This window comes from Halorubrum wangae, from assembly GCF_051194135.1.
GTDB lineage: Archaea > Halobacteriota > Halobacteria > Halobacteriales > Haloferacaceae > Halorubrum.
Genome location: NZ_JBLZNH010000001.1, coordinates 78,936 through 96,099 on the forward strand (window position 1 = coordinate 78,936; position 17,164 = coordinate 96,099).

Below are 17,164 nucleotides of genomic sequence, written 5' to 3' on the forward strand. Positions count from 1 at the left end.
GTCACTGAGAGTGGTATTGGCAGCAAATTACCAGAATTGGATTCAGTCGTGTGATGAATTCGGAGCGAGAAGCTTCTCTAACGCGTCGTGTGTATTCTCCTCTCCGACAACTACGAGAACATCTTCCGCAAGCAACTCGGTTCCGGGGGTCGGGTTTGCAATGGTTTGATCGCCACGCTCGATGGCGAGAATCGAGACGCCCGTCTGCGTCCGAACGCCAACATCACCGATCGTTCGCCCGACTACGGGGGATTTCCGAGGGACGGAGATCCATTTGATCCGTGCGTCCGAGAGCACGTTGTCGAGATCCTCGCCAACTGGTTCGAAAAACGTTCCGTCGAATATCTCCGCGAGTTTCTGCGCATCGCGTTCGCTCGTGGTAAAGAGTTCCTCGCTGTCCGCGTCGGCATCATCTCGCCAGAACACGTTTCGCTGGCCGTCGTTATGAATGACGACAGAAAGTGCTCTTCCGTCCGAGAAAGACACTTGGTATCGTCGTCCAACGCCAGGAAGTTGTGTCTCAAATACTTTCATACATACATCCGTTCAACTGGGGTAATGATTGTTTGGCCCAGACTCGTCGAAGACGAAGAGTCTGTCACTCCGTCTCAAACGATTCTTGACTATATTTCAACTCCCGTCCATTTCGACAAACTGGATCACTACTGCTACGACCACACCGGGGACGGAGAGGGTCGATGATCGGTACCGTTTCCGACACCCAATGCCGCGACTGCGACGCACTCTTGATCGACGAAGGCACCGTGTCTCGATGCTTGGATTGCGACGGTGTGTTCTCAAAAGAATTCGGGGTGACGAGCGATGAGTGAGCGTCTACACCGCCGTTGTAACTACTGTGCTGCATCGATTCACGCATCCTTCTCGGACGTGGCCCAGACACGGTCTCAGGTGTCTGTAAGAACCATCACGATTCGATTCTCTCCAAGTTGGGCACTGCAAGAGCAGTATTCTCCTATCAGCCAGTTCAGTCACGCAACAGTGACACGAAGGACGGCGAAACTCGGAACACGACCTTGAGAACCTTACTCTGTCACGCGCTTACCCCACTCCTCCGGGTTCGGATCGTAACTGGGGCCGACGAAGAACTCCATCGCTCCCGGCTGGCTATCGACCGTGAGTTCATTCCCGTTAATCATCTCACCGTCGAGACTGAACTGGACTGGCGCCCCCTCGTGCGTTACGTGGAGGTGTGACGTCTTCAGCCGCGTGAGGTGCGTGGCGTTGCGACGGAGCAGTTTGTCAGCAGCGCCCGCCGTGAGATAATTGAGCCTCGGTACGTCCTCAATAATGACGACGTTCACCTGTCCGTCCTCCATGTTCGCCTGACTCATTCGTTCACCGGGGAATCGCCTCCCATTCCCAATCAGTAACATCAGCGCATCTCCGGTCCAGGCGGGGTCGCGGTCGGACCCCACTGAGACGTGTAGTTTCAGACTCTCGAAGTCCTGAGACAGCGACATAGTCGTAAGTACGTACGCCAACACGCCGAGTCGTCGCTTGCGGGCAGGGGTCGTCTTCGCACTCGCGTCCGCGGTCAGACCACCGACACACGAGTTCAGGAACGGGCGATCGTTCGCCATTCCGATGTCGAGCTCACGCGCTTCACCGGATTCGATCACCTCGAACGCGTGCTCGACGCCACGGACACCGATGTTGTCCGCGAAATCGTTCCCGGTCCCTGCCGGGATGACACCCAGCGAGACATCGTCCAACTTCCCCGCTTCGAGTACGCCCGTGAGCGTCCCATTCAGCGTTCCGTCACCGCCGCAGGCAACGACAGTATCCGCGCGCTTCGACGTCTCGGCCGCAAGTTCGACCGTGTGGTCGCCCCCGTCGCTATCCAGAACCTCCCAGCCGCGCTCGATAGCCATCTCCCGTGCTATCTGGGTTCGCTTCCCGTCTCCGCTGCGAGGATTTCTGATGACGACCGTTCCTGACCCACTCATACCACCCCGTGACGCCACGCCCTGAAATGGATAGCGACGACGCCCTGATCATCTGACTACTTCGGCTCCCCGTGATCGTATCACTGTCAGTCAACACGGGTGTTTTATCATGAGCGCGCGACCAGAACGACTGTGTTCGATTGCGACCTGCATACGCACAGTCGGTTCTTTCACCGCGCTCCCGAGTTCGCGGCTGGCTACGACCCCCATAGCGTACGGGCAACGCTCAGGATAGCACGCCGGCGCGGACTCGACGGAGTCGCAGTGACGAACCACGACTTCTTTCGGCGCGAAACCCTCGTTAGCGATGCCTGTATCCCCGGTATTGAGATATCGACGACGGAGGGCCACCTGCTCGTTATCGGCCCGAATCCACCCGAACGCACGTATTCCGGTACCCTTTCTCCTGAAGAAGCCGTCGAACTCGCACACCGGCACGACTGCGTCGCAATCGTCGCCCACCCGTTCCGGAACAGTCGCCTTCGGGAGAGCGACGCGGACTTCGACGCGATAGAGATCAACGGGAAACACCCGGAGCATCGGAAGCGAATCCAACGTATCGCGAGTGACCGCGATCTGCCAATCGTCGGCGGCAGCGATGCACACTTCCCCTTCGAGGTCGGACGACTCTCAACTCGACTGGACATTGATCAGTTCACGCCGGAAGCAGTGGTCGACGCAATCCGGGACGGCCGCGTCGAACCGGTCGTCCGCGACGGTCGCTTGACGCGGGCCCTTCGGTTAGTGTACTCGAACATCCACAGACTGCGTGGGCATCTATAGTCGGGACCAGTGTTTCAGCCGCATCAGCGGTGCCGTCAGGTGTAACTGCGGGACCGGTCAGATCTCGAACAGCCAGAGTGACCCACCGATCGACGGCGGGGCGGTGCTCAGGATGACCGCCGTGGCTTCGCGTCGATACAGGGGTCCGTAACTGAGGACCGCACCGATCAGCAGGAGAGCCCACACCGGCGGGTATCAGGGAGAACAAGAGCGCGAAGAGACCCCACGGCTGCACCGTATACGTGGCAGTCGCCGGCCCGAACACCGGATCGAGTTAAAAATCGGTCCAAACGAGGCGACGATAATTTCGATTTCAAGAGCCCCCATCGTCATGATCGTACGCTTCGAGGAACTGCGACTATCGCGTTGTGGAACCGGGTTTCCCAAACGACGCGACTCGTTCAGCCACGGCGAACGCAGTCGGTGCAGTCGACGCGTGGTCGCGTCGTTCTCGGGGCACCGAACTCGTCCGACCTCCAGCGAGTCGCACCGCGCGTCGCAGCCATGTGTGTCATTTTTTATCATGCGACTCTACAGTGGTGTATGGACTGCACGCAGTACCGCGATGCCGTCGTCGAGAACGGGAGAAAACACGGGTTTGAACCGGTCGATGGAGACACAAACGGGTTCGATCATGTGTGGGAAGCCCGCGACGAGGACGACTCGATCGGAGCGGTCACCATTCTCGCCACGCTCGTCGACAACGACCCGGACCTGGGCCCGGACGACATCGTCACGACCGCCGACGCGTTCCGCGACGTCCTCGTCGACCACCTCGACGCCCGAATCGAGTCGGTGACCCCGCTCGGCTACGTCGTGTTCCCCGTCGCTGACCCCGACCCGGCGCTCATCGACGCGGCGTGCTCGTACACGGTCGCTCGCCGGCGGACCAACGTCTTCCCCATCGTGTACGACTGCGAGGCAGAGACGCTCCACCGACACGAGGTCCCGCGACTGAAGGGACGCGGCATCTACCGACGACAGGCCGAGGACACGGAACGACTGTTCGACGCGTGACTCGCGGCGTAAAAACGAGACCGACCGCTCAGATCAGGCGTTCGGCGATCCGACCTGGCCTATCGGGGAGCCCTCGATCACCGCTCGAAGGTTCTCGATGCCTGCCTCGTTGTCGATGATAGGAACCGCGTAAACGACCGCGCTGTCCTCAGGGACGTCGTGGGCGTCCACGAGGACCTCGAAGAACCGCTCCGCGTCGGCGAGGTCGAGCACCGTCCGGGTGCTTCCGCGTTTCACACCGACCGCGGCCGGGCCGTCTGGACTGTTGCTCTCCGTGGATTCGTCGCCGGTGCCGTCGCTCACTGTTACTTACTCGCACATGAAGCGATTCGGACGATGGAGACGAGACTGATCCGGTGGTCCGCGGGAGTAAACGGCCGATCGTGTCGCGGGGCGTCGAACCCCTCCAACCGACGCGTCAGCGCGTCGACCGCGTCGGGGGCGACCCAGCCGAGTTCGGCGTAGTACGATAGTGCGTCACGGCTCCGCAGGTGGCCGCCGACGTCGACGAGGTAGCCGAGCCACTCGCCGACCTCGTGTTCTGCGTCCGGTGAGGCCGGGATCGCCCGCAGATACGGGCGGTCGCCGGCGTCGGCGGGTTTCGACCCGCCGCCGGACAGCCGCAGCCCTCGCTGACGCTGGAGCAGCTCGGTGAACGCGGCCGAGCGCGCGGCCTGCTCCGCTCGGCTTCGGTTCGGCTGACGAAGCGACCGCCCCCGAGGCGCTTCGCCTCCGCCGTCACGCGGTGCATCCGCGATCCGGCGTAGCTCCCGTCCGTCGTATCTCCGTGGGTTCAAACTCATATTCCGTCCATCTTCGCGTTCGTACGGTCTTCCTCGCGATCAGTCTATATGATAGTTGCTCCGCCGTTATCACCGCTGAGAAACTATTTGCCAGGGGCTGACGGGGCGAGACCTGACTCACAGTCACCTCACCGTTTTCCCGCGTGTGGCCCTTCCGACACGCGTGAAATGAACCGTCGGTCGGATCGACGCGCTCGCCCGGATCGTAGGGGGCGTTGTGGTTCCTGTCCTCGTGGTCCTCGCGGTCCTCGCGGTCCTCTCCGCAAGCGGTGAGGTGCGTGTTCCGGTCGTCTCAGCGGTCGGACTCGGGGTCGGCGGCGCGGTGTTGATTCTCGAAGGCGCGACGCGGCGATGTCTGCTGTATCGGCTCCTCGCATCGATCGCTGCCCGGTCGAGTGACCGCGACGGGCGACTACTTGACCATTTCTCGACCGACGACCGCCTCCATGTCTAGTTCGTACAGAGAGAATCCGACCTGCTCGACCGCCTCGTCGAACAGGCGAAACGGCGGGAACCACTCGTTGAGCGTCTCCTCGTCGACGTCCTCTCGCCACACTCGGAGCGGACCGCGGACCTGAACGCTCCACGACCCGGTCGCCGAGTCCTCGTAGCACACGAACGTGGCGGTCTCAGTCGTCTCGATGTACTTTCCTTTCTCGCTGTCGTCGTCGTGCTTGCTCACGCGGAGGAGGAGCCGTTTGCCGTCGTAGTGGTAGCTCAGCGGGACGGCATACGAGTCGTCGCCGTCCGCAAGCGCGAGGACGCCGTGCTCACCAGCCCGGAGGCGCTCGTCGACGTCGGACTTGGACATTCCGCTCGTGTAGACGTACTCTACGTGCTCCATACGGACGATACGCGTCGAAGGGACAAATAGGCACCTCAGATGTCAATGAGTGCTCACGTTCGGCAGGCCGAGCACGGCGATGGATCGCCGCGCTACGCGCTCCCGTCCGCGTCGTTCTCGTTCCACGGAAGCGGCTCCGTACACCAGTGACAGAAGTCGAGTTCGGCGTCGGTCTCCTTCCCGCAGTTCGGGCACTCGACCTGCATCGGCTCCTCGTCCTCTCCGGTGACTGCGGTCACCGCCGAGCCGGCGGCGCGTCCCTCGTCGTCCGCGCTCACGGCGCGGCGACGGACCGCCTCCGCGGTCGCGTCGACGCGGTTCCGCTCGGCAACGTCCGCCCGCCCGACGACGTAGGCGTCGATCGACGACAGCACGGTGAGGAGAGCGATCGGAAGGGTGACCTCCGGCGGGAGCGCGGCGGCGGCGTCCGCGGCCTCGCCGGGCATCACGAAGCCGCTCCCCGTGTCGACGTCGTAGAGCGTGAGCAGCGCCACGCCGCCGCCGACGATCGTCACGTGCCACAGCAGCGCCCGGCCCCAGCGCCGTAAGACGAGGTGTCCGAGGCCCGGGAACGCCAGCGCCAGCACGGCGGCGAGGACGGGGCGCAACTGGTCTCGCATACGACCCGGGTTTGAGTGGGGACTATTTACCGCCTGCGGTGTCGCGACTCGCCTCGGCGCGGATAACAACCGTTAATCGACGCCCCGTCGTCCGATCCGCCATGAGTAGGCAGCGGGCGACCGCGTTCGTCCCCGGGCACGTCACGGCCTTCTTCAGCGCGCATCCGGCCGAGCGTCCCGCGGCCGCCGGATCGCGAGGGGCCGGACTCACCCTCACGGACGGAGTGACGGTCCGGGTGTCGGCGGGAACCGAGGTCGGCTCCGCCGACACCGGGGTCCGTGCGATCGACGGCGAGCAGGGGACGATCGGGGCGGTTGAGGACGTTTTGGCGGAACTTGGCGCCGGCGCGGGGGGCGACCGGCGGGCGGTCGACGTCACGATTGAGACCGACATCCCGATCGGAGCCGGGTTCGGCGTCTCCGGGGCGGCGGCGCTCGGCGCGGCACTCGCGGCCAACGACGCGCTCGACCGCGGCCGGTCGGAGAACGAACTGATACGGATCGCGCACGAGGCGGAGGTGAGCCGTGGCACCGGTCTCGGCGACGTGGTCGCGCAGGCCCGCGGCGGCGTCCCGATCCGGTTACGGCCCGGCGCGCCCGGCATCGGAGAACTCGACGGCATCCCCGCCGACGCCCGCGTCGAGTACGTCACGTTCGGCGAACTGTCGACCGAGGCAGTGCTGGGCGGCGACACGACCGCCCTCTCCGCGGCCGGCGGAGACGCGCTCGACCGGCTTCGCGGTGACCCGCGACTCCCGACGCTGATGGCCGCGGCCCGCGAGTTCGCCCGTGAGGCGGACCTCCTCGTCCCCGAGGTCGCCGAGGCGATCGACGCGGTCGATCGGGCCAGCGACGATTCGAGCGAGGGGGCCCACGCCGCCGGCGCCGCCATGGCGATGCTCGGCCGCACCGTCTTCGCGCTCGGCACCGGCCTCTCAGACGCGGGTTACGACCCCGCAGTCTGCCGGATCGACGCTGCGGGCGCACGTCTCGTCGAGCGGTAACGCTCTCCGCGGTGGCGTGCGCGCGACCCCTCTCGCGCCCGCCGACGAACAAAGCTTTACCGCGTCGCCCGCCTATCTCCGGCAAATGGTACTCGACGACCTCGGTTCGTCCCTGCGGGGCAGCCTCGACAAGCTCCAGGGGAAGACCAGACTCTCCGAGAGCGACGTCGAGGAGATCGTCAAGGAGATCCAGCGGTCGCTCCTCTCCGCCGACGTCGACGTCTCCCTCGTGATGGAGCTGTCCGACTCGATCAAAACGCGCGCGCTCAACGAGGAGCCGCCGGGCGGCACGACGGCGAAGGACCACGTCCTCAAGATCGTCTACGAGGAGATGGTCGAGCTGGTCGGCGACTCCACGGAGCTCCCCTTGGAGAACCAGACGATCCTCCTCGCCGGCCTCCAGGGGTCGGGGAAGACGACCTCCGCCGCGAAGATGGCGTGGTGGTTCTCGAAGAAGGGGCTCCGCCCCGCCGTCATCCAGACGGACACCTTCCGACCGGGTGCGTACGACCAGGCGAAGCAGATGTGCGAGCGCGCGGAGGTCGAGTTCTACGGCGACCCCGACAACGACGACCCCGTCGACATCGCCCGGAAGGGGCTGGAGAAGACGGAGCACGCCGACGTCCACATCGTCGACACGGCCGGGCGTCACGCGCTCGAAGACGATCTGATCGCGGAGATCGAAGAGATAGAGTCGGCGGTCGATCCCGACCGATCGCTCCTCGTCTTAGACGCCGCGATCGGGCAAGGCGCGAAGGAGCAGGCCCGGCAGTTCGAGAAGTCGATCGGTATCGAAGGCGTGATGATCACCAAGCTCGACGGGACCGCGAAGGGTGGGGGCGCGCTGACGGCGGTCAACGAGACCGACTCCTCCATCGCCTTCCTCGGGACCGGTGAGACGGTTCAGGACATCGAGCGGTTCGAGCCCTCCGGGTTCATCTCGCGGCTGCTCGGGATGGGCGACCTCAAGCAGCTCTCCGAGCGCGTCGAGCGCGCTATGCAGGAGGCTCAGGAGGACGACGAGGACTGGGACCCCGAGGACATGCTGAAGGGGGAGTTCACCCTGAAGGACATGAAAAAGCAGATGGACGCGATGAATCGGATGGGCCCCCTCGATCAGGTGATGGACATGATCCCCGGCATGGGCGGCGGGATGATGGACCAGCTCCCGGACGACGCGATGGACGTCACCCAAGACCGGATGCGCAAGTTCGAGCGGATCATGGACTCGATGACCGACGAGGAGCTGACGAACCCCCGCGTCGTCGGCCAGTCGCGCACCGAACGGATCGCCCGCGGCTCCGGCACCGACGAGGAGACGGTCCGGCAACTGCTCGAACAGCACTCCATGATGGAACAGACGATCAGTCAGTTCCAGGGCATGGGCGAGGGCGACATGCAGCGCATGATGAAGAAGATGGGCGGCGGCGATGGCGGTCTCGGCGACATGATGGGCGGCGGCAAGGGGCCGTTCTAAGCCGACGGTCAGCACGTTTCCCGCGGTCGGACCTACCGGCAGACGCCGAGCGCTTCAGACCTTTTATACGGGCGACCGGGTAAGAGCGCCCGATGGACATCCGGCGGGTTGGCGACTACGACGTGCTGATCCTCGTCTCTCTCATCTGGTTCCTCGGGAAGTTCGTCCGCTACCTCTTTCCGCCGCTGTTCGGGCCGCTCCAGTCGACGTACGGCGTGAGCAACGCCACCATCGGGGCCGCGTTCTCCGGGTTCATGATCGCGTACGCGCTGATGCAGTTCCCCAGCGGCGCGGTCGCCGACCGCATCGGACCGGTCCGCGTGATTGTCGCCGGCGCGTCGGTCGCGGGAGTCGGCGCGCTCGCACTCGTCTTCGACTCCCCGTTCGCGGCGCTGGTCGCCGCCATGGTCGTCATAGGCGCCGGCACGGGCGTCCACAAGACCGTCTCCGTGCGCCTCCTCGCCCGCGTCTACCCGGACCGGACCGGGCGGATGCTCGGCGTCCACGACACGCTCGGGGCGCTGAGCGGTATCGTTGCCCCCGCGGTCGTCGTGGTCTTCCTCGCGCCCCCCGCGGCGCTCGCGCTCGTCCTCGCCCGCTTCCCGATGGCCGACTGGCGCGTACTCTTCTTGCTCACCGGGACCGCCGCCGTCGCGCTCGCGGTCGTCTTCGGGCTTCGGATCCCCGGGCGCCTGCCGGCAGACGTCGAAACGGCGAGCGACGAGGGCGCCGAGCCGGGGGCGCTCGACTACCTCCGGCTGTTCCGGAACCCGCGGTTCTCCGCGTTCGTACTGGTGACGATCGGTTTCTCGTTCGCGCACAACGGACTCGTCGCGTTCCTCCCCCTGTACCTCTCGCGCGAGGTCGGGCTGGCGGTGACGACGGCGAACCTTCTGTACTCGGTCGTGTTCGCCGTGACGTTCGTCCAGCTCGTGACCGGCGATGTCTCCGATCGCGTCGGTCGCTTCCCGGTGATGGTGGCCACGCTCGGGCTGGCGGCGACGGCCCTCGCGGCGTTGGTGACGCTCCCCGGTGTGGGCGTCGGCGTGGTCGCCATCGGGGTCGTCGTCGCCCTGTTCGGGCTCGGCTCCCACGGGTTCCAGCCGGTCCGGAGCGCCTACCTGATGGAGGTCCTTCCCGACTGGCTCGCGGGCGGCGGGCTCGGCGTCGTCCGGACCCTACTCATGGGCGCGGGGGCGCTGGCCCCGGCGGTCGTCGGAACCGTCGCCGACACCGCCGGCTTCCGTCCCGCGTTCGCGCTGCTCGCCGGGTCGATGGCGCTGGCGGCGATCGTGGCGGCCGGGCTGTGGCTCACCGAGTGACGCGCGGTCGCGTTCTCGACGCGTCCGACTTCGACCGTCAGCCGCGTTCGCTCCGCCACTGACCGTGGCGCCTCCGGAGCCCGTCGATAGTTTCACCACATGGTACGTCAATGCCCAGCCACCAATGGACACCGATCGGTCGGGCGTCGGAAGCGGTCGTCAAGAGCGGACACCCCCCACGTGCGGCGTGTTCCGAGCGCGTCACTTCGAACGAGCGCTCGGGCGGTCGGAAGTGACTCGACGGCCGAGCGGGGACTGGCGATGACCGACCACGGCAAGATCCTGGAGGGAATCAAGGTGGTCGATCTCTCCACGTTCGTCACCGGCGGGTTCTGCTCGGCGATGCTCGCGAACCAGGGGGCGGAGGTCGTCAAGATCGAACAGCCCGGCTACGGCGATGCCGTCCGCCACTCCGGGCCGCCGTTCATCAAGGGCGAGTCGCCGTACTACTGGTCGCTGAACTACGGGAAGCGGAGCCTCGAGCTCGACTTAAAAAACGACCGGGCCAAGGAGGCGCTGTACGAACTGGTCGAGGAGGCGGACGTGTTCGTCCAGAACTTCCGGCCGGGGACGGCCGAGCGACTGGGCGTCGACCACGAGACGCTCGCCGAGCACAACGACGACCTGATCTACCTCGCCATCTCCGCGTTCGGGCAGACCGGGCCGTGGAGCGAGCGATCGGGGTACGATCTGCTCATCCAGGGGATGAGCGGGATCATGAGCGTCACCGGCGAGGAGGGCCGACAGCCGGTGAAGGTGGGACTGCCCATGACGGACCTCATCACGGCGATGTGGGCGGCGTTCGGAGCGGTGACCGCGCTCTATCGCCGGGAGCAGACGGGTGAGGGCGAGTACATCGACCTGGGCATGCTGGAGGCGACGCTGCCGTGGCTCACCAAGCAGGCCGGAATGGTGTTCGCCGGCGAGGAGACGCGGCGAATGGGGACGAAAGACCCGGTGCTCGCCCCGTACCAGACGTTCGAGACGAAGGACGGGTACATCAACGTCTGTATCCTCAACGAGAAGCTGTGGGGCGAGCTCTGCGAAGCTATCGACCGCCCGGACCTACCGGCGGACGATCGGTTCGAGGTCAACGCCGACCGCGTCGACCACTTGGACGAACTGGAGGCCGAAATCGAGGCGACGCTCACGGAGCGAACCACCGACGAGTGGATCGAGGTGATCGCTGAGGACGCCGGCGTCCCGGCCGGGCCGGTGTACGAGGTCGAGGAGGCTCTGAACAACCCCCAGATCGACGCGCGAGGGACGGTGACCGAGATCGAACACCCGGAACTCGGCGAGATCCCCGTGATCGAACACCCGCTGCGGTACGAGGGGGCCGAGAGCGGTTTCGATCGCGCGCCGCCGCTTCTGGGCGAGCACAACCGCGAGGTCTTCCGCGAACTCGGCTACTCGGACGCGGAGATCGACGAGCTGGCGAGCGAGGGCGTGTTCGGCGACGACGACGCGTGAGAAGATGTCCGTCGCCGAGACGGTGACGCTGGCGGTGCCCGCGTCCGGACCGCGGTGCGACGAATCGGTGCGCCTATCCGACGGCCGTGTCACCCGGTGGTATGGCCGAACGATGGCTGTACGGTTGGGGGCTCGGATCGGTCGCATTCGGGGGCGCGTCGCTCGTCGTCCCGCTGTATGTCGTCGACCTCGGGGGCGGTCCGTTCGTCCTCGGCGTGCTCGCCGCCGTCGCCGCCGTCGTCGGGTTCCCGGCGGCGCTCGGCGCCGGCCGGGTCGCCGACCGGACCGGGAAGCGCCGCGTGATGGTGCTCGCGACGCTAGCGCTCCTCGCGGCCGGACTCGCCGTGATCCCGCTCACGGATCAGGTGGCGCCGGTGATCGCCGCCAACGGCGCGATATGGTTCGCGTTCGCGGCGGCCACGCCAGTCCTGACGCTGCTCGCGGTCGCCGACGTCCCGGAGCGCGCCTGGAGCGAGCGGATCGCGCTGTTGAACCAGTATCAGGGCGTCGGCTGGGCGCTCGGACTGCTGCTCGGCGCGGTCTGGACCGGCGTGGGCGGTCGCTTCCTCCCGATGGAGACCGTTATCCGGTGGCTGTTCGTCCCGCTCGCGGCCGCCGCCGCGATCGGTCTCGTCCTCGGTGCTCGGACGCTACCCGCGGACCCCGGTCCCGGTGGCGACCGACGAGTCTCGGGGAACCGCCTCCGGCGCGCCATCCGCGCGGCCGACCGGTTTAGCGTTCGGAGCGCCGCGCTCCCGTTCACCGTCGGGCGAGCCGACTTCCGCGGACTCCACCCCCGGCGGTTCGTCGCGCGCTTCACGCCGACACTCGCGCTGTACTTCGCTGGCGTCTGTTGCTTTTTCGCCGGATTCGCGGTCTTCTTCGCACCGCTGCCGGCGTTCCTGACCGCGGTCGGATTCGGCTCCGACGGCGTGTTCGCGCTGTACCTGATAAACGGCGTCGCCGCCGCCGTCTTCTTCGGCGCCGCGGGGCGACTGAGCACCGACCGCGATGTCGTCTCCCTGCAGATCGCCTCGCTCTCGACGCGTGCCGTCGCGTTTCCGGTCGTCGCGCTCGTCGGCGCGGCGTGGGGCGTGACCTCGTTCGGATTCGGCGCCGCCGCGGCGGCCTTCGCGGTCATCGGGCTGACGTGGGCGGTGATCGCCGTCACCGCGGGGACGCTCGTCGCGAAGCTCGCGCCGGTCTCGATCCGCGGAGAGGCGCTTGGTACCTACGCCGCGCTCGGCGCACTCGCCGGCGGGGCCGGGAGCATCGTCGGCGGCTGGCTCGCCGCCGTGAGCTACGCCATCGCCTTCGGCGCCGCGGCCGGGCTGGTCCTCCTGGGGGCAGGGATCGTGTTCTTGACCAAGCGAGAAACCGCCGAGGCGGCGCCGTTCGCACGGTAGCGGACGTGGGGGCGGTCCGCGACTGGTCCGACCCGCAACCGAGCGCGCACGGAGACCGGCGGACAGTATAAGGAGCGCCCGACCGAACTCGGACGAAATGAGCCGGAACGACGAGGTCGCCGCTCTCTTGGAGGAGTTCGCGGACCTGCTCGAGGCGACGGGCGTCGAGTACAAGCCGACCGCGTACCGCCGCGCCGCCGAGAACGTCCGCGAGCACGCCCCGCCGATCGAGGGACTCGCGAGCGAGGGCGAAGACGCGGTCGCCGAGATTGACCGCGTCGGCGACGCGATCGCCTCGAAGATCGTCGAGTACATCGAGACCGGCGAGATCGAGGAGTTAGAGGCGCTTCGCGCAGATCTTCCGGTCGACATGGCCGGACTCACGGCGGTCGAGGGCGTCGGCCCGAAGACGGTGGGGAGTCTCTACGAGGCGCTCGGCGTCACCACGCTCGACGAGTTGGAGGCGGCCGCGGAGGCCGGCGAGATCCAAGAGGTGTCCGGGTTCGGTGCGAAGACCGAGCAGAACATCCTCGACAACATCCCGTTCGCCCGCGAGGCCCGGAAGCGGACCCGGCTCGGCGACGCGCGGCCCGTCGCCGACGAAGCGCTCGCGTACCTCGGCGACCTCGACGCGGTCGAGTCGGTCGAGGTGTGCGGTTCGATCCGGCGCTGGATGGCCACCATCGGCGACATCGACCTGCTCGTCGCGAGCGAGGCGCGCGAGCCGATCGTCGAGGCGTTCACCGAGTGGCCGGAGGCCGACGAGACGATCGAGGCGGGCACCGGGAAGGCGAGCGTCCGCGCAAGTGGGACCCGAGTCGACCTCCGGATCGTGGACGGTGAGGAGTTTGGCGCCGCGCTGCAGTACTTCACCGGCTCTCGCGCCCACAACGTCGCGGTGCGCAACCGAGCTATCGACCGCAACCTCAAGCTCAACGAGTACGGGCTGTTCGACGTGAGCGACGTCGACGATGCGGACACCGCGGCCGACGACGACGCAGAGGTCGATTCCCGGCGCGTCGGCGAGCGCGTCGCCGGGGCGACCGAGGTCGGCGTCTACGAGGCGCTCGACATGGCGTTCGTCCCGCCCGAGCTCCGCGAGGACGCTGGCGAGGTGGAGGCGGCCGCGGCGGACGAGCTTCCCGCCCTCGTCGAGACGGCCGAGCTTCGCGGCGACCTCCACACCCACACCGACTGGTCGGACGGCGGGTTTACGATCGCGGAAATGATCGACGCGGCGGCCGAGCGCGGCTACGACTACCACGTCGTCAGCGACCACGCCGCCGGGCCGGGAATCTTCGGGAACACCGGGCTCGACGAGGCCGCGATCGCCGAGCAGTCCGAGGCGGTCGCGGACGCGGTGAGTGAGGTAGAGGGCGCCGCGCTAGCGGGCGAGAGCGCCGACGCCGACGTCGCGGTGCTCCACGGGATCGAGGCGAACATCGACGCCGAGGGCGCGATCACCACCGCCGACGAGACGCTCGCCGGGCTCGACATCGTCATCGCCTCGCCACACTCCGCGCTGGACCAGGACGGCGAGGCCGCCACCGAGAGACTGATCCGCGCGGTCGAACACCCTCACGTCGACGTCTTGGGTCACCCGACCGGCCGGCTCATCAACAGGCGCCCCGGGATCACGCCCGATATCGAGGCTGTCGTCGCCGCCGCGGCCGACGCGGGCACCGCGATCGAGGTGAACGCGAACCCCGCCCGACTCGACGCCGACGGCGACGCCGTGCGCGCCGCGGTCGACGCGGGCGCGGCGATCGCCGTGAACACGGACGCGCACACGCCACGCGAACTCGACAACGCCCGGTACGGCGTCCACACCGCGCGGCGCGGCTGGGCCGAAACCGCCGACGTGCTCAACGCCCGCTCACTCGACGATCTCCGGATATTCCTCGACGACTGACGGCGGCTATCACCGCCGAGTTAGGAGTCAAGCCGGCGGGCACACTCACGGGGGAACAATTGACGTCCCCTTGAGTCCTGAGATCGAGGCGACGTTCCGGCACCTCGACGGGATCGGAGTCGAACACGAGCACGGGGTCGTCGAGGCGTCCCGCGAACGCTGACCCGTACGCTCACTCCGCGACGGAGTCCGACGACTCCGCGGAAGCAGGAGAGTCGAAGGAGTCGAAACACCGAGCGAGCGCCGAGAGGCGTGCATCGCGCCGCCGAACGATCGCCTCACCCGGGTCGTCGTACTCGAGGAACCCCGCCCCGGCGTCGATCCCCGTTCGACCCTCCGCCAGGAGCTCGTCGAACGTCCCGTGAACCGTTTTCGTGGTACTGAGGTGCGGGTACAGGTGTTCGGCCACCGTTCGAAACTGCTCAACGCCGGCCACGTCCATCGTTTCGAACGGTCCGATGACTGACGTCCGCCTGGCGTAACCGTCGCGGACCGCTGCGTTGATATCCTCGATCGACGCCACGTCTTCCTCGAGCAGGTGGAGACACTCCCTTATCACCGCGTTCTGGATCCGATTCCACACAAAGCCAGGGACGTCCTTTCGGACGAGAATCGGACGCCGATCGACCGACTCGACGAACTCGCGGATCCGGTCCATCGTCCGGTCGGACGTCTGGGAACCGCGGACGATTTCGACCGGCTCGAGCAGGTACGGGGGGAACCACCAATGACAGCCGACGACCCGGTCGGCATGGTCGGGGACGGCCGACTGAATCTCCGTGATCGGAATGCCCGATGTGTTGGACGCGAGGACGGCATCCTCGGGGGCGGCCTCCCCCACGGCCTCGAAGACTGCTTGTTTGATCTCGAGGTCCTCGGGGACGGTCTCGAGGACGATGTCCGCGTCGGCGACGCCCTCCTCTTGGGCCGTGGTGAGCGTTATCCGATCGAGGACTGCGTCCGGGGATCGGTCGGTGATATCACCCTCGTTGAGCTCGGTCACGGTGGCTTCGATCCGCTTGACCGCGTCCTCTAGGTTCGCCTCGCGGTGGTCGACGAGCGTCACGTCGTGTCCGTGGATCGCGAAGTGGACGGCGAACCCCCCTCCCATGTTACCGGCACCGATGACCGACACGTTGCGTCTCATCTCGTCCGGAGAGACCTTTCCACCAGGCGATAAGCGTTTCGCGGGTCGCGAACGACGAGGGTGACGCCGAACCGACCGTCCACGGCACACGCGTGCAGCTTCTCGGGGGGTCACCGGCTCCCCGTCCAGCGGACGACCGCCGTTCGGGATCGCATCGGGTCAGACCTCGACCAGGCCGAACACAAACGTCGGTAGGGATGTCCGCTGTGGTGCCGCACCGGGTTCGTAGACGGCATCTACTCCGCACCGACGGTGGTACACTTCTCCGACCGGTTTCACGGCACCTTCCGACACTGCTCTACGACCCACCGTCGATAGGCCCGCTAGATATTCCGCCCACCCGCATGTTTAACAGAGCGCCACGCCGTTCCCAGCCCATGCATGTCGCGATCATCGGTGGGGCCGGAACGATCGGGAGCACGACGGCGTACACGCTGGCAGTCCAGCGCCCGGAGATCGACGTCTCGCTCCTCGACGTCGACGAGGACGGGGCGCGGGGCCACTCCATCGACATCCGGCACGCTCGGACGCTCGACCGCCTCTCGCAGTTCGGCCGCCCCGGACCGATGGGGTCGGTCACGGCCGGCCCGTCAGAGAGCGCGTCCCTGTCAGATGCCGATCTCGCGGTCGTGACGGCCAGCGTTCCCCGTCCCGCCGACTCCGCGAAGCGAGGGGGGCGAGCCGCGTTCCTCGACCGGAATCTCGAACTCGCGAGCACGATCGCTGCGGCGTTGCGCGAACACGACCCGATCCCCATCGTCGCCGTGAGCAACCCGGTAGACCGGATCGCCTACCGGATCTGGCGGGAGACCGGATGGGACCGATCGTACGTCATGGGGTACTCGCTCTCGGAGACCGCACGGGCCGCGGATCGGATCGCGTCGCTCCGCGACGCCCCCGCGAACGAAGTCTACTGTCCGATAGCGGGCGAACACGGCGAGCACGCTGTGCCGCTCTTCTCACGGCTCCGTATCGGCGGCGAGTCGGTGGCACTCACGGAGGCGGAGCGGACGACAGTCACGGACTACATCAGGGACGTCCCCTACGACGTGCTCGACCTCCGGGGGGCCGAAGAGACCTCTCGGTGGGTAACCGGTCAGGGAGTCGCCCGGCTCATCTCCGGGGTCACCGACGGTGGGTTCGGCGGCGACCCGATCGCCCTGTCCGTCCCGCTCGACGGCGAGTACGGGATTGAGGACGTCTGCTTGAGCGTGCCGGTGGAGATCTGTCGACACGGAGTCGACCGGATCCTCGAGTGGGACCTGCCCGATCACGAACGTGATGGACTCCACGCGGCGGCCGAGTCGATCCGAGCCGACCTGTGAACGACCGCCGACTGAGCCGCCCGTCTGAGTTTTTATACTCCAGATCGAGTGTCGAGTTGCCGAT

Annotated in this window: 16 protein-coding genes and 1 pseudogene; 10 read left to right on the plus strand and 7 right to left on the minus strand. The window is 66.8% G+C overall.

Features of this window, described 5'->3' with window-relative positions:
* Positions 1 to 42: 42 nt before the first annotated feature.
* Both ACNS84_RS00415 and ACNS84_RS00420 read right to left on the minus strand, forming a co-directional pair.
* Positions 43 to 534 carry a cation:proton antiporter regulatory subunit gene (locus ACNS84_RS00415; protein WP_435072877.1) on the minus strand — a complete coding sequence of 164 codons (492 nt, stop codon included), beginning with the start codon at positions 532 to 534 and terminating at the stop codon, positions 43 to 45.
* A gap of 509 nt (positions 535 to 1,043) precedes the next feature.
* Entirely contained in the window at positions 1,044 to 1,967 is a 924-nt protein-coding gene (locus ACNS84_RS00420; protein ID WP_435072878.1) for a diacylglycerol/lipid kinase family protein, read from the minus strand.
* A gap of 264 nt (positions 1,968 to 2,231) precedes the next feature.
* Between ACNS84_RS00420 and ACNS84_RS00425 the strand changes: the two genes are divergently transcribed.
* Both ACNS84_RS00425 and ACNS84_RS00430 read left to right on the plus strand, forming a co-directional pair.
* Positions 2,232 to 2,750 carry a PHP domain-containing protein gene (locus ACNS84_RS00425; protein ID WP_435072879.1) on the plus strand — a complete coding sequence of 173 codons (519 nt, stop codon included), beginning with the start codon at positions 2,232 to 2,234 and terminating at the stop codon, positions 2,748 to 2,750.
* Positions 2,751 to 3,293: 543 nt separating this feature from the next.
* The gene (locus ACNS84_RS00430; RefSeq protein WP_435072880.1) at positions 3,294 to 3,767 is read left to right on the plus strand and encodes a hypothetical protein; all 474 of its coding nucleotides are present in this window, start codon (positions 3,294 to 3,296) and stop codon (positions 3,765 to 3,767) included.
* 51 nt (positions 3,768 to 3,818) lie between these two features.
* Here the strand turns inward: ACNS84_RS00430 and ACNS84_RS00435 are convergent.
* Positions 3,819 to 4,070 (minus strand): annotated as a pseudogene (locus tag ACNS84_RS00435) (hypothetical protein); the annotation flags it as partial.
* Positions 4,071 to 4,072: 2 nt separating this feature from the next.
* Positions 4,073 to 4,570, minus strand: a complete 498-nt coding sequence (locus tag ACNS84_RS00440; RefSeq protein ID WP_435072881.1) for a FlaD/FlaE family flagellar protein — start codon at positions 4,568 to 4,570, stop codon at positions 4,073 to 4,075.
* Positions 4,571 to 4,787: 217 nt separating this feature from the next.
* Between ACNS84_RS00440 and ACNS84_RS00445 the strand changes: the two genes are divergently transcribed.
* Positions 4,788 to 5,024 (plus strand): YgaP-like transmembrane domain, encoded by a 237-nt coding sequence (locus ACNS84_RS00445; RefSeq protein ID WP_435072882.1) that lies wholly within the window; start codon positions 4,788 to 4,790, stop codon positions 5,022 to 5,024.
* Here ACNS84_RS00445 and ACNS84_RS00450 read toward each other — a convergent pair.
* Positions 4,983 to 5,414: a pyridoxamine 5'-phosphate oxidase family protein gene (locus ACNS84_RS00450; protein WP_435072883.1), complete on the minus strand. Its 432-nt coding sequence runs from the start codon at positions 5,412 to 5,414 to the stop codon at positions 4,983 to 4,985. The two genes, ACNS84_RS00445 and ACNS84_RS00450, sit on opposite strands and share 42 nt — an antisense overlap.
* Positions 5,415 to 5,506: 92 nt before the next feature.
* The gene (locus ACNS84_RS00455; RefSeq protein WP_435072884.1) at positions 5,507 to 6,034 is read right to left on the minus strand and encodes a DUF7575 domain-containing protein; all 528 of its coding nucleotides are present in this window, start codon (positions 6,032 to 6,034) and stop codon (positions 5,507 to 5,509) included.
* A gap of 101 nt (positions 6,035 to 6,135) precedes the next feature.
* Between ACNS84_RS00455 and ACNS84_RS00460 the strand changes: the two genes are divergently transcribed.
* From ACNS84_RS00460 to polX, 6 genes are all read left to right on the plus strand, one after another.
* Positions 6,136 to 7,038 carry a pantoate kinase gene (locus ACNS84_RS00460; RefSeq protein ID WP_435072885.1) on the plus strand — a complete coding sequence of 301 codons (903 nt, stop codon included), beginning with the start codon at positions 6,136 to 6,138 and terminating at the stop codon, positions 7,036 to 7,038.
* Positions 7,039 to 7,123: 85 nt separating this feature from the next.
* Positions 7,124 to 8,515, plus strand: coding sequence for a signal recognition particle protein Srp54 (locus ACNS84_RS00465; RefSeq protein WP_435072886.1), 1,392 nt, complete (start codon positions 7,124 to 7,126; stop codon positions 8,513 to 8,515).
* A gap of 92 nt (positions 8,516 to 8,607) precedes the next feature.
* Positions 8,608 to 9,837 carry an MFS transporter gene (locus ACNS84_RS00470; protein WP_435072887.1) on the plus strand — a complete coding sequence of 410 codons (1,230 nt, stop codon included), beginning with the start codon at positions 8,608 to 8,610 and terminating at the stop codon, positions 9,835 to 9,837.
* Positions 9,838 to 10,098: 261 nt separating this feature from the next.
* On the plus strand, positions 10,099 to 11,310 hold the full coding sequence (locus ACNS84_RS00475) for a CaiB/BaiF CoA transferase family protein (RefSeq protein ID WP_435072888.1): 1,212 nt from the start codon (positions 10,099 to 10,101) through the stop codon (positions 11,308 to 11,310).
* Positions 11,311 to 11,411: 101 nt separating this feature from the next.
* A complete protein-coding gene (locus ACNS84_RS00480; RefSeq protein WP_435072889.1) occupies positions 11,412 to 12,716 on the plus strand; it encodes an MFS transporter in 1,305 nt (434 codons plus the stop codon).
* Positions 12,717 to 12,813: 97 nt separating this feature from the next.
* Positions 12,814 to 14,628 carry a DNA polymerase/3'-5' exonuclease PolX gene (polX, locus tag ACNS84_RS00485; protein WP_435072890.1) on the plus strand — a complete coding sequence of 605 codons (1,815 nt, stop codon included), beginning with the start codon at positions 12,814 to 12,816 and terminating at the stop codon, positions 14,626 to 14,628.
* A gap of 172 nt (positions 14,629 to 14,800) precedes the next feature.
* Here polX and ACNS84_RS00490 read toward each other — a convergent pair whose 3' ends face one another.
* Entirely contained in the window at positions 14,801 to 15,775 is a 975-nt protein-coding gene (locus ACNS84_RS00490; protein ID WP_435072891.1) for a 3-hydroxyacyl-CoA dehydrogenase family protein, read from the minus strand.
* 377 nt (positions 15,776 to 16,152) lie between these two features.
* Between ACNS84_RS00490 and ACNS84_RS00495 the strand changes: the two genes are divergently transcribed.
* Positions 16,153 to 17,100: a malate dehydrogenase gene (locus ACNS84_RS00495; protein WP_435072892.1), complete on the plus strand. Its 948-nt coding sequence runs from the start codon at positions 16,153 to 16,155 to the stop codon at positions 17,098 to 17,100.
* The last annotated feature ends 64 nt before the right edge of the window (positions 17,101 to 17,164 follow it).